The 11,339-nt window shown below is 65.5% G+C and carries 10 protein-coding genes; 3 read left to right on the top strand and 7 right to left on the bottom strand.

Annotated elements, in window-relative coordinates:
* Positions 1-636: 636 nt before the first annotated feature.
* From QZY03_RS28805 to QZY03_RS28795, 3 genes are all read left to right on the top strand, one after another.
* Complete coding sequence (locus tag QZY03_RS28805; protein WP_295587308.1) at positions 637-1,872, top strand: S1 RNA-binding domain-containing protein; 1,236 nt, start codon at positions 637-639, stop codon at positions 1,870-1,872.
* 35 nt (positions 1,873-1,907) lie between these two features.
* Positions 1,908-2,354, top strand: coding sequence for a DUF29 domain-containing protein (locus tag QZY03_RS28800; protein WP_295587306.1), 447 nt, complete (start codon positions 1,908-1,910; stop codon positions 2,352-2,354).
* Between the two features lie 196 nt (positions 2,355-2,550).
* Complete coding sequence (locus tag QZY03_RS28795) at positions 2,551-3,159, top strand: CDP-alcohol phosphatidyltransferase family protein (protein ID WP_295587304.1); 609 nt, start codon at positions 2,551-2,553, stop codon at positions 3,157-3,159.
* An 88-nt stretch (positions 3,160-3,247) separates the two neighbouring features.
* Here the strand turns inward: QZY03_RS28795 and QZY03_RS28790 are convergent, their stop codons facing one another.
* The 7 genes from QZY03_RS28790 to QZY03_RS28760 all read right to left on the bottom strand — a co-directional run bounded on the left by QZY03_RS28790 (position 3,248) and on the right by QZY03_RS28760 (position 11,061).
* Positions 3,248-3,766, bottom strand: a complete 519-nt coding sequence (locus QZY03_RS28790; protein WP_295587302.1) for a hydrogenase — start codon at positions 3,764-3,766, stop codon at positions 3,248-3,250.
* A 3-nt stretch (positions 3,767-3,769) separates the two neighbouring features.
* The gene (locus QZY03_RS28785) at positions 3,770-5,440 is read right to left on the bottom strand and encodes an NADH-quinone oxidoreductase subunit C (protein ID WP_295587300.1); all 1,671 of its coding nucleotides are present in this window, start codon (positions 5,438-5,440) and stop codon (positions 3,770-3,772) included.
* 18 nt (positions 5,441-5,458) lie between these two features.
* On the bottom strand, positions 5,459-6,967 hold the full coding sequence (locus QZY03_RS28780) for a hydrogenase 4 subunit F (RefSeq protein WP_295587299.1): 1,509 nt from the start codon (positions 6,965-6,967) through the stop codon (positions 5,459-5,461).
* On the bottom strand, positions 6,964-7,650 hold the full coding sequence (locus QZY03_RS28775; protein ID WP_295587297.1) for a formate hydrogenlyase: 687 nt from the start codon (positions 7,648-7,650) through the stop codon (positions 6,964-6,966). Before QZY03_RS28775 ends, QZY03_RS28780 begins: the two co-directional genes overlap by 4 nt.
* On the bottom strand, positions 7,647-8,612 hold the full coding sequence (locus QZY03_RS28770; RefSeq protein ID WP_295587295.1) for an NADH-quinone oxidoreductase subunit H: 966 nt from the start codon (positions 8,610-8,612) through the stop codon (positions 7,647-7,649). The genes QZY03_RS28775 and QZY03_RS28770 overlap by 4 nt, the downstream gene beginning before the upstream one ends.
* A gap of 90 nt (positions 8,613-8,702) precedes the next feature.
* Positions 8,703-10,760, bottom strand: a complete 2,058-nt coding sequence (gene hyfB, locus QZY03_RS28765) for a hydrogenase 4 subunit B (protein ID WP_295587293.1) — start codon at positions 10,758-10,760, stop codon at positions 8,703-8,705.
* 10 nt (positions 10,761-10,770) lie between these two features.
* A complete protein-coding gene (locus tag QZY03_RS28760; RefSeq protein ID WP_295587291.1) occupies positions 10,771-11,061 on the bottom strand; it encodes a helix-turn-helix domain-containing protein in 291 nt (96 codons plus the stop codon).
* Positions 11,062-11,339: the final 278 nt, after the last annotated feature.

Here is an 11,339-nt window from a genome sequence, read left to right as displayed (position 1 = left end):
TCCCCGCCAGACCAAGGCCAAAGTGTATCGGCTGGTCGATGGCGAGTATCGAAAAGTCGGCGATTTCCAGCGCGAAATCTGCCCCATTGCGTTACCTGATTGCACCATCGCGCTCGATGTCGGCAAATTGTGGTCGCGCTGACCGTCTGTTCTGACGCCAGCGGCTTGGCACGGCCTCATTGCGCCGCGCCGACATCCTCGTCGATCGTCGCGAACGGCAATTCGGCGTGGTCCTCGGCTTAGCACCCGATGCCATCCAGGGTTGTAGGTTTGTAGGGGCGAATCAATTCGCCCCTACAGGGCGTCTGCCGCATCGACGATGCGTACCAGATCGGCGAGGGCCGCGGCGCCCAGCGTTTGACCAGAAAATCCAGCGCGCCGACGCGCAAACCGGTCACAGCCTCATCGATTCTGATTCTCTCCCGTCCGCGCCAGCTCCGCGAGCTTTGTGGACAGTTGTCAAGCGGCTTGTCCAGCAGCAAGACCTTGGGCTGCAACCCCAGATTGATGGCACCCCAAGCCCCCCAAAGGGCGCATCCGCCGGATACCGGGGTATACTGCGGCATAGCCGCGACTCCCGCGGCACAGTCCGGGGCCTGTCGCCCCCTACCCGGTCCCCGCGTTTAGAGCACAGTGATGTCCAGTTCCGAGAGCTTCGAAGATCTTCTCAAACAACACGACCAGTCCCGGCCCGCCAAACAGGGCGAGCCGAAGGTGGGCGAGATGGTGCGCGGCACCATCGTCTCCATCGGCGATGATTTTGCATTCATCGACCTGGGCGGCAAGACCGAGGGGCGGATGGAGGTGTCGGTGTTACGCAACCCCGAGGGCGAGCTCACCGCCGCGGTGGGTGATGCGGTCGAGGTGGCGGTCACCGGCAAGGACCCGGACAGCGGATTTCTGCTGCTCGGCAGTCAGCATGGGCACAAATATCACGGTCTGGAGGAAGTGCGGCAGGCCTACAGCCAAGGTCTGCCGGTCTCGGGTCAGGTAACCGGATCGATCAAGGGCGGGGTGGAGGTCCAGATCGCCGGGATGCGGGCGTTCTGCCCGGCCTCGCAGATCGATATCCGCTTCGTCGAGGACCTGTCGGAATTCATCGGCCAAAAGCTCGACTTCCGCGTCACCAAGATCGAGGGCGGCCGGCACCCGAATCTGGTGGTTTCGCGCCGCGCCATCTTGGAAGAAGAGCAGCGGATTCGCGCTGAGCAGACCCGTGCCAATCTCAAAGAAGGTGCGATCCTGCCGGGCACGGTTACGACCCTCAAGGAATACGGCGCCTTCGTGGACATCGGCGGCATCGAGGGCATGATCCATATCAGCGAACTCGCCTTCGGCCACATCAAACATCCGAGCGAGGTGCTGCACCCCGGTCAGGCGGTCGAAGTCGCGGTGCTGCGGATCGAGGCCGCCACCGACGGCAAGGGCCGCCCCAAGATCGCCCTGTCGATCCGCGCCCTGTCGCGCGACCCTTGGGCGGATGCGGCCGAGAGCTTCCCGGTCGGCACCCGGGTGCGCGGCACGGTGAGCCGGCTGCAGCCCTTCGGCGCCTTCATCGAATTGGCCGCAGGCGTGGATGGCCTGGTTCATATCAGCGAGCTGGGTGCCGGACGGCGGGTCAATCACCCGAGCGAGGTGCTGACGATCGGTGACAGCGTCGAGGCGACGGTGCTCGGGGTGGACTTGGAGCGCAAACGCATCAGCCTGACCCTGGATGCCGACAAGCAGACCGAGGGAGTACCCGACGCACGTCAATACGCCCCGCCGAAAGCCCAGGCCAAGGGTGGCGCCAAGCCGGCCGAACCGGCGCCGGAAAAGACCATGGGCAGCTTCGGCGCGCTCTTGCAGGAGAGCCTCAACAAGCGGCGGTGACGCTTGGCTACCGGCGGAAACGAGGAATCGTCTCGATGCCTGTGTCTTTGTACGATCAAGACCTGTATTCCTGGGCGATGCAAACAGCCCGGCAGGTGCGCGAGCGGCAGTTCGCTGAGATTGACTGCGTTCACCTTGCCGAGGAGCTGGAGTCCATGGGCAAGACCGAACTGCGCGCGCTGGAGAGTCGCCTCGTCGTGTTATTGGCTCATCTGCTGAAATGGGAACATCAGCCGGGCAACAGGTCCAAGAGTTGGCGGCGGACCTTGATCGAGCAACGCAAACGCATCGGCCGACTGCTGGACGATAGCCCCAGTCTGAGGCCGAAGCTTCCCGAACTCATCGCGGATGCCTATGAAAGTGCACTGCGCTGGGCGGCGGATGAGACCGGCATGGATGAGGGCGATTTCCCGCCGGCTTGTCGGTATTCGATTGAGCAGGTGATGGATCCGGGGTTTTATCCGGACACTGTCATCAGCTAAGTCCTTTAGGGAACACCTTTGGCGTCGTTGTCGTTGTCGTTGTCGTTGTCGTTGTCGTTGTCGTTGTCGTTGTCGTAATCGAAACCCGATAGACATCGGGCTGCTCATACCCAAATTGAATCGCTTCTCCGATTACGACAACGACAACGATTGTATTCGTTATTCATATTATTCCTGATTCGTTATCAACCGCTGCATGGCAAAGCACATCCCACTCCTGCTGACCCTGCTGCGTGCCGGCCTGGCGCCCGTGCTCGTTCTGTTGGCGCTTTTCCATCCCGCCCCCTGGGCAATCGCGGGCTGTCTGATCCTGGCAGTGATCTCTGATTATTTCGACGGAGTTATTGCCCGGCGCCTGAATATCGTCACCGACAATTTGCGACGGCTTGACTCCATCGCGGATTCATTATTCTATCTGGCCGCCTTGTTCGCGGCCTGGTGGCTGTACCCGGATGTAATTTACGGGCACCTGAGGCCGTTGGCCGTCCTGATCGGGCTGGAGCTGCTGCGCTATGTCGTCGACTTTGCCCGGTTCGGCCGCGAGGCGAGCTATCACCTGTGGTCGGCGAAGCTGTGGGGGGTCATGCTCTTTCTGGGATTCTTCGCGTTGCTGGTCTTCGCGGAGGACGGGCTTTGGGTGTCGCTGGTGATTTACTGGGGGATCCTGTCGGACCTCGAAGGTCTGGCCATCTCATTCGTGTTGCGCGAATGGCGCACGGATGTGCCGACCCTCGCTCATGCCCTGCGGTTGCGGCGTGGCGTCGGCCCTGAGTCGCGTCGGTCCGCACAGCGGACCCTACGGTAAAGGCGCGATCCGTAGGGTCCGCTGTGCGGACCAGCGGCCTCGCGATCGGCGGTGTGGCCGGGATTATCATCAAGGCCCAAGATTAGCTTCATTTCCGCGGCGCCGCGAGCGCCGCCAACAGCCCCCGCAGCAGATCCAAAGGCGCCGGCGGACAGCCGGGGATCTTCACATCGACCGGAATGACGTTCTCGACCGCGCCGCAGCTCGCGTAAGAGACACCGAACTCGCCGCCGTCGCAGGCGCAGGTGCCGGCGGCGATGATGATCTTGGGCACCGGGGTCGCCTGCCAGGTGCGGCGCAACGCCGTTTCCATGTGGCGCGAGACCGGTCCGGTGATGAGCAGGGCATCGGCATGGCGCGGGGAGGCAACGAAATGCAGGCCGAAGCGTTCGAGGTCGTAATAGGGATTACTCAGCGCATGGATTTCCAGCTCGCAGCCGTTGCACGAGCCGGCATCGACCTGACGAATGGATAGACTGCGGCCCAGCCGGGCATGGACATGCCGCAGCACTTCCACACCGATCCGTTCGAGTTCTGCGTCCTCAATGCCCGGCGCCGCCTCGGTGACGACGCCGATGCCCAGGGATTGCTTGAGTATGCGAATCATGGCCTACAGGTCCTGGCCCGAATAGGACCCATTGACCGACTTGTTGCAGACCGGAAAATCCGGGACGATGTTGCCCATGATCAGCCGTTCCAGTGCCGGCCAGGTGAACCAGCTCGGATCGCGCGGAAAGAAGCGCGCGATGCGTCCGTCCACACCGAAACGCACGAAGGTCAGGATCTCACCGCGCCAGCCGTCCACCAGCCCCAGACCGACGGCACCGGACGCCGCCGTCGGTACGGGTGCGGTGACCGCACCCTCCGGCAGGGTCGCCAGCAGCAGGTCCAGCAGATCCAGGCTGCCGAGCACCTCGGTCATGCGCACCCGCACCCGCGCGGCCACGTCGCCGTCGGTCTCCGCCGACGGCTTGACCTCCAGGGTATCGTAGGGCGGATAGGGGCAGTCGCGGCGCACGTCGAAGGGCAGGCCGCTGGCTTTGCCCACATAACCGGTGCAGCCCAGCGACCGGGCATCCGCGGCCGACAGCCGCCCGGTAGTTATCAGGCGGTCATCCAGCGATGGGTGGTCGTCGATGATGTCGAACAGCGGCAGAACCGCCTTGCGCAGGGCGGCTTGATCATCACCCAGGGTGCGGGGCGCCGCGGGCGCCAGATCATAGGCGACACCGCCGGGGATGACGGCGTCCATCATCAGCCGATGCCCGAACAGTTCGCGGCTGCGCCGCTGCCAGCGCTCGCGCAGGCGACCGCATTGGATCAGGGCGAAGGTGAAGGCGACATCATTGCAGATGGCGCCGAGATCGCCCAAATGGTTGGCGATGCGTTCGCGTTCGGCCATGATCGCCCGCAGCCACAGCGCGCGCGGCGGCACTGCGCAGCCGGCGGCATGCTCCATGGCCTGGCAGGCGGCCCAGGCGTGCGCAACCGTGGAGTCACCGGAGACCCGCCCGGCGAGGCGCGCGAGCCCCGCCGGGTCGCGGCCGACGGCAATCTTCTCGATGCCCTTGTGGACATAGCCCAGCCGTTCCTCCAGGCGCAGCACTTCTTCGCCCATGGCGTGGAAGCGGAAGTGACCGGGCTCGATGATGCCGGCATGCACCGGACCGACTGGGATCTCGTAGACGCCGCTGCCGTGAATGGTCGTGAACGGATAGTCCGCGTCGGCCGGGACCTGGCAGGTCACGTGCCCGGCCGCGGGGAAGTCCGCGCGCAGCGGAAACGCATCGGCCTTCCAGGCCTGATGACGGGTCCAGCGCCGCGTGTCCGGATGGCCGGTGAACACCACGCCGGTCAGGTCGTGGCAGTGCCGCTCCAGGCGGTCGACTCCAGGAAAGCGGGGCGTCTGGGAGGGCAGCTTGGGTCGGTCCAGCGGGACACGCGCCTCCAGCACCACATAGTCGCCCTCCTTCTCGAGGCAGGCGTACACCGCGATGCTGTCGGGCGGACGGCTGCCGGCCGGCTCGCTCTGGTGCCGACGGCCGACCGGCTGACCATCCTCATCGCTGCCGCCCGGCCGGCAATCGGCCCCGCAATCGGCCCAGACCCCCGCGTGCCGCATTCCCAGGCCGGCCGCGACCTTGGCCGCGTTGCCCCAATCCTCGGCATCCAGCACCAACCGGTGAGCCGGGGCCAGCAGTCGGGCGTTGCCGGAGTGTGCCAGCAAGTGCTCGTCTTCCAGCCGCGCCAGGAATTCGGAGAACCAGTCGAACCGACTCATGATTGACTCACAATTGACTCATAGCAGATGCGCTCCCGTGATCAGCCAGGTCGCCCGATCCAGCCAGCCGGCGAGGAATCCGGGGATCGCCAACCCCAGCCAGAGCACCAGACTCAGGTGCACCGCGACCGGGATCATGTTGGCTTCCACCGGCTGCTGTCCCTCCGGCGGCACCCCGTAGACCATCGGATGGATGTGCCGGAACAGCCCGGCGAAGGCGACCGCGAGCCCGGACAGCAGGGCCACCGTGAACCAGGGAGCCGATTTCATGGTCGCCGTCAGCAACAGAAACTCACTCATGAAGACGCCAAAGGGCGGGAAGCCGGCGATGGCCGCCACGCCGATCAAGAGCGACCAACCCACCGCGGGCTGGGTGCGGATCAGGCCGCGGATCTGGTCGATCGACTGGGTGCCGGCGATATGCGCGGCATGACCGACGGTGATGAAGATCGCCGATTTGGTGAGCGAGTGCACCAGCATGTGCAGCAAGGCGCCGAAGGTCGCGAGCGGACCACCCAGTCCAAAGGCGAAAGTCATGAGCCCCATGTGTTCGATCGAGGAGTAGCTGAACATCCGTTTGATGTCGCGCTGCCGATGCAGAAAGAGCCCGGCGACCAGGAATGAGACCAGCCCGAAGCCCATCAGCAACTGGCCCGCCAGATGCGGCGAGGCCGTCTCCGCGAGCGAACCGTCGACCAGCATCTTGAGCCGCACCACCGCGTACAGGGCGACATTGAGCAAGAGCCCGGAGAGCACGGCCGACATCGGGGTTGGGCCTTCCGAGTGTGCATCCGGCAGCCATTGGTGCATGGGCACCAAACCGACCTTGGTCCCGTAACCGACCAGCAGAAAGACGAACGCGAGCCGCATCACCGCCGGCTCCAGACCACCGGCATTGGCGTACAGGGTGCTCCAGGTCAGGCCGGCGGCGGGGTCGGCGATCACCTGCTGGGCGGCGAAATAGGTCAGCACGGTCCCGAACAGGGCCAGCGCGATGCCCACACCGCACAGGATGAAATACTTCCAGGCCGCTTCCACCGCCTCCGGGGTCCGATAGAGTGAGACCAACAGCACGGTGGCGAGGGTCGCGCCCTCGACCGCCACCCACATCACCCCCAGGTTATCGGTGGTGAGCGCCAGCAGCATGGTGAACATGAAGAGCTGATACATGGAGTGGTAGGTGCGCATCCGGCGCGGGCCGATCCGGCCGATCCCCAAGACATAGCGCATATAGGGCCGGGAGAAGATGCTGGTCGTCACCCCGACGAAGGCGGTCAGCACCACCAAATAGACATTGAAGGCGTCGACCCGGAAGCCCAGGCCAGCGCTCGGACCGAACAGTTGTGCACCGAGCGTACCGGACACCTCGCCGGACACCGCGACCGCGGCGCCAAGCCACAAGGCGCCGCCCAGCGAGACCACCGAGACGCCCAGATTGAACCATCCGGCCACCACCGGCCGACGCAGCAGCCCCAGCGCCAGGGCACCCAGCAGCGGGGTCAGCAGGACGAGCATCAGTGGCGTCACTGGCTGTCTCCGCCGGTCTCGCGCAGTCGGTTCAGCCGATCGACATCGAGCGAATCGATGCTGTCGCGCAATTGCAGGAAGAAGACACCGAACAGCACCATGGCGACCAGCACGTCGAAGGCGACCCCCAGTTCGACCACCAACGGCATCCCGTCGGTGGCCGAAACGGCGGCCAGGAAGAGCCCGTTCTCCATCGACATGAAGCCGAGCACCTGGGCCACCGCCTGCGTCCGGAACACCATCATCAGCAGCCCGATCAGCACCACCGACAGGCTGATAGCGATGATGTTGCGGGTGAAGGTCATCTCGGCATGGATCATCGGCAGCACCAGCCAATAACTGAAGATCACCAGCGCCACCGCGCCCATGGTTACCAGCGCCGGACTCTGCAGCGATTCGGTGTGCCGCTCCAGTTCCAGTTGGCGGATCAGGCGGTGCAGCATCCAGGGGATCAGCAGCGCCTTCAGCGCCAGCGTCAGCGCGGCCGAGAAATACAGATGATGGACCTGCCCGGTCGCCGCGACCACCGCGGTCACGGCCGCCACCAGCGCGCCCTGCCAGGCAAAGGCATGAATCGCCGAGATCAGCCGGACCTGCGCCAGCAGCACGAACGACAGGAAGAGCACGATGGCCGCCAGCACCAGCAACAACTGCTGGAGGAGCGGCAGCAGGGTCAGGTTCATGCGCCCACCTCCAGAATCACGTGGCTGAGCAAGCCGAGCAGCGACAGGAGCAGGGCCAGATTGAGAAAGGCCGGGGCGCGAAACAGCCGCATCTTGGCCAGCACCGTTTCCCCGACCGCCAGCGCCGCGGCGAGCACGGCAAGCTTGCCCACCACCGCGGCCAGCCCCAGACCCAGGGCGGCCGGGCTCCACCCCTGGCCGATCCCCCAGGGGAAAAAGACATTCACGATCAGGGTTCCGTACAACAACAGCTTGACTTGCGCGGCCCACTCCATCAACGCCAGATGCCGGCCCGAGTATTCGAGCAGCATGGCCTCATGGACCATGGTCAACTCCAGGTGGGTCGTCGGATTATCCACCGGGATGCGGCCGGTCTCGGCAATGGCCACCAACACCAGACCGCCCAGGGCGAACAGATAGGACGGACGCAGCACGAAGCCGTCGCTCAGGTGGTGATCGATGACGCTGGAGAGGTTGGTGGAATGCGCGGTCATCGCGAGCGTGAAGACCGCCATCAGCATAGCCGGTTCGGCCAGTGCCCCGATCAGCATCTCGCGCGAGGCCCCCATGCCGCCGAAGGCCGTGCCGACGTCCATGCCCGCCAGGGCCAGAAAGACCCGCGCCAGGGCCAGCAGCCCTACCAGCACGATGATGTCGGCGATGGCCGCGGTTGGCAGGTCCACCACCAATAGCGGCACGGTCGCCGCCGCCATCCAGGTGGCCGTAAAGACGATATAGGGCGCGGCGCGGAACAACGGCGAGGCGGTATGGGCGACGCGCGCCTCCTTGGCCAGCAGCTTGTACAGATCCCGATAGGGCTGGAGCAGGGACGGCCCGCGGCGGTTCTGCAGGCGCGCCTTGACCTTGCGCAGCCAGCCGACCAGCAGCGGCGCGAGGGCGACATACAGCAACGACTGGAAGACCGCGATCCCCCAGCCGGGCGCGGTCAATAAATCACCCATGCCGCCACCCCAGACCGAAGGTCAGGAAAAACCGCTCACTGCGCCACAACGACACGGCGGATTGAAAGGGAAGCGGTTGCCGTCTTGCGTTCAAGTGATGATCCACAGAAGCCCCACCAGGGTCGCGAGCGTCCAGCCGAGATACACCCGGACATTGCCCGATTGCAGCCGCACCACCCGGCGCGCGGAGGATTCCACCGCGCGGGCGATCGGCAGGTAGAGCACCCCCCAGAAGCGGTCGCTGATCCGCAGCCGATGGCGCGTGCTGCCATCCTCCTGGGTGGTGACCGACTCCTCGATGTGAAATACCATCCCGAACACGCGGCGGATCGGCTGGGCGAATGCGGTGGCGGTGTACTGCATCCGCGACGAGGGCGGCGCGAAGCCGCAGTCCCAGGCATCACCGCGGCGCACCCAGCGCACTGCCGCGCCCTTCGCCCACAGGTGGTTCAGTCCCCAGAAGGCGGTCAAGCCGATCCCGGCCAGCATCAGCACCACCAGCGGGCCGCTGTAGCTCGCGGTTTGCGGCGACACCGGGGTCAGCCACAGCCAGCCGGAGGCACCGGCATGCGGCAGACCGTCGCCCAGCACCTGTCGCGGCACCGCGTCAATCAGCCCGATGATCCAGGTCGGCAACACCCCGAGCGCCAGGCACAGCACCGCCAGCAATCCCTGGCCCGCGAGCATCCCCCAGGGCGCCCGGTGGGCACGACGCACATGACGCGAGCGGGCCTGACCGAGGAAGGCGATGCCGTAGACCTTGACGAAGGTCACCGCCACCAGTGCCCCGGTCAGCGCCAGCACCGCCGAGGCGATCGGAATCAGGCTGCGCAGCACGCCGCTGTCGAGTTGCCAGGCCTGCAGCGCCGCCTGAAAGGTCAGCCATTCCGAGACGAAGCCGTTGAAGGGCGGCAAAGCGGAAATCGACAACACTCCGACCAGGAAGAAGAGCCCGGTCCAGGGCATCCGGCGCAGCAGCCCACCCATCTGATCCAGGTCGCGCTCGTGTGTGCTGTGCAGGATGGTTCCGGCACCCAGGAACAACAGGCCCTTGAAAAGTGCATGGTTCAGACAGTGATACAGCGCCGCAACGAAGGCGAGCGCACCCAGTTCGGTGAAGTCCGCGCTCAGGAACACCAGGCTCAGACCCAGGGCGATGAAAATGATGCCCAGATTCTCGACCGATGAGTAGGCGAGCAGCCGTTTGAGGTCAGTCTGCATCAGCGCCGCGAGCACGCCGAACAAGGCCGACAGGCAGCCGATCGCCAACACGACCACACCCCACTGCCACTGGATCTGCCCGATCAGGTCGAAGCACACGCGGATGAAGCCGTAGACCGCGACCTTGAGCATCACCCCGGACATCAGCGCCGAGATATGCGAGGGCGCGACCGGATGCGCCTCCGGCAGCCAGGCGTGCAGCGGCACCAGGCCGGCCTTCATGCCGAAACCCACGAAGGCCAGCGCGAAGGCCACCCCGGCCCAGACCGCGGGCACCGGGGCGGCGCGCAGGTCGACGAAAGCAAAGCTGTCGCCGAAGGCGGCCAGCACCCCGTAGGCGAGCAGGATCATCAACCCGCCCACATGGGCCATCAGCAGATAGAGGAAGGCGGCGCGCCGGTTCTCGGCGTGTTCATGGTGGAAGGCGACCAGGAAATAGGAGGAGAGTGACATCAGCTCCCAGGCGACCATGAACAGAAAGGCGTCATCGGCCAGCACCACCAGCAGCATCCCGGTGAGAAAGAGCCCGCTGAATCCGCCCAGGGCCGTGAGCGAATCTTTGCCGTACTCAAACCCGCGGACATAGGACGGACCATAGAGCCCGACAGCACAGGTTACGACCCCGATCACCGCGAGAAAGAAGGCCGACAGGGCGTCGAGCCGGATGTGCCAGGGCAGCCAGGGCAGGCCGAGCGGCAGGGTCACCGACACCACCTCGCCGACCAGGAGCGCCATCACCCCGGCCGCCAGGGCCGCCAGGCCGACGCAACCGAGCAGCGGCGTGGCGACCCGGCGCAGCACCCAGCGCGCCCGCCCGGCGGCCAGCGATACGACTGCCGAGAGCAGGGCCAGGACCACCGCGAGTCCGGCGAGATGCAGGGCCGTGTCCATCGACAGCGTCGGCGTCAGGAGCGTGGTCAGGCTCATGGGGTGTGGCTCATGATTTCGCTCCGGGTGTTGACGTGCGCCCCGTTCTGTTCGGCACGGTTTTCAGCCGCACCCCGCGCCCGCCGCCGCTGCTCACCGCCCCCTCGCCGATCAGTTCGACACCGCTTCGTTCCAGCGCGTCGACCAGCTTCATCAGCGAGTCCACATTGCCGCGCACCTGACCATCGCTCGCCTCCATCCGCTGGATAGTCGGCAGCGACAACCCCGCCGCCTCGGCCAGACGGCGCTGGTCGAGCCCGAGCAGGGCGCGTGCGGCACGAACTTGAGCGGCAGTGAGCATGTTCCGGACATCGGTTGTGATGTGTAGCGCCTTAGAGTAGCCAGTTCTAGCTTGATATGGCAAGGGCGAAATGCCGGAGCGCCGGCGTGGACCCTTGATCGTCGTTCCAGCCACAGGAAAACCGTCGAGGCGTGACCGTGAAAGTGCGTAGTCAGGCCATCCTGGCCTGACGGCGTCGGGACTGTACCAGTCAGGGCTGGAAGCCCTGACTACGCAGTGCCGTAGGTTGGGGTGACGAAGGAACCCCAACGATCCCAGGCGTTGGCCGTTGGGGTTCC

It is taken from the genome of uncultured Lamprocystis sp. (assembly GCF_903933125.1).
GTDB lineage: Bacteria > Pseudomonadota > Gammaproteobacteria > Chromatiales > Chromatiaceae > Thiodictyon.
Note: the sequence above shows the minus strand (reverse complement) of the source record. Positions and strands in the feature narration are given on the sequence as shown.

What these genes read in the sequence shown, in the direction of transcription:
- QZY03_RS28785 (WP_295587300.1), bottom strand. Translation starts at nt 5,440, where the DNA reads ATGAGTCGGTTCGACTGGTTCTCCGAATTCCTGGCGCGGCTGGAAGAC.
- QZY03_RS28805 (WP_295587308.1), top strand. Translation starts at nt 637, where the DNA reads ATGTCCAGTTCCGAGAGCTTCGAAGATCTTCTCAAACAACACGACCAG.
- hyfB (WP_295587293.1), bottom strand. Translation starts at nt 10,760, where the DNA reads ATGAGCCTGACCACGCTCCTGACGCCGACGCTGTCGATGGACACGGCC.
- QZY03_RS28800 (WP_295587306.1), top strand. Translation starts at nt 1,908, where the DNA reads ATGCCTGTGTCTTTGTACGATCAAGACCTGTATTCCTGGGCGATGCAA.
- QZY03_RS28775 (WP_295587297.1), bottom strand. Translation starts at nt 7,650, where the DNA reads ATGAACCTGACCCTGCTGCCGCTCCTCCAGCAGTTGTTGCTGGTGCTG.
- QZY03_RS28760 (WP_295587291.1), bottom strand. Translation starts at nt 11,061, where the DNA reads ATGCTCACTGCCGCTCAAGTTCGTGCCGCACGCGCCCTGCTCGGGCTC.
- QZY03_RS28795 (WP_295587304.1), top strand. Translation starts at nt 2,551, where the DNA reads ATGGCAAAGCACATCCCACTCCTGCTGACCCTGCTGCGTGCCGGCCTG.
- QZY03_RS28790 (WP_295587302.1), bottom strand. Translation starts at nt 3,766, where the DNA reads ATGATTCGCATACTCAAGCAATCCCTGGGCATCGGCGTCGTCACCGAG.
- QZY03_RS28770 (WP_295587295.1), bottom strand. Translation starts at nt 8,612, where the DNA reads ATGGGTGATTTATTGACCGCGCCCGGCTGGGGGATCGCGGTCTTCCAG.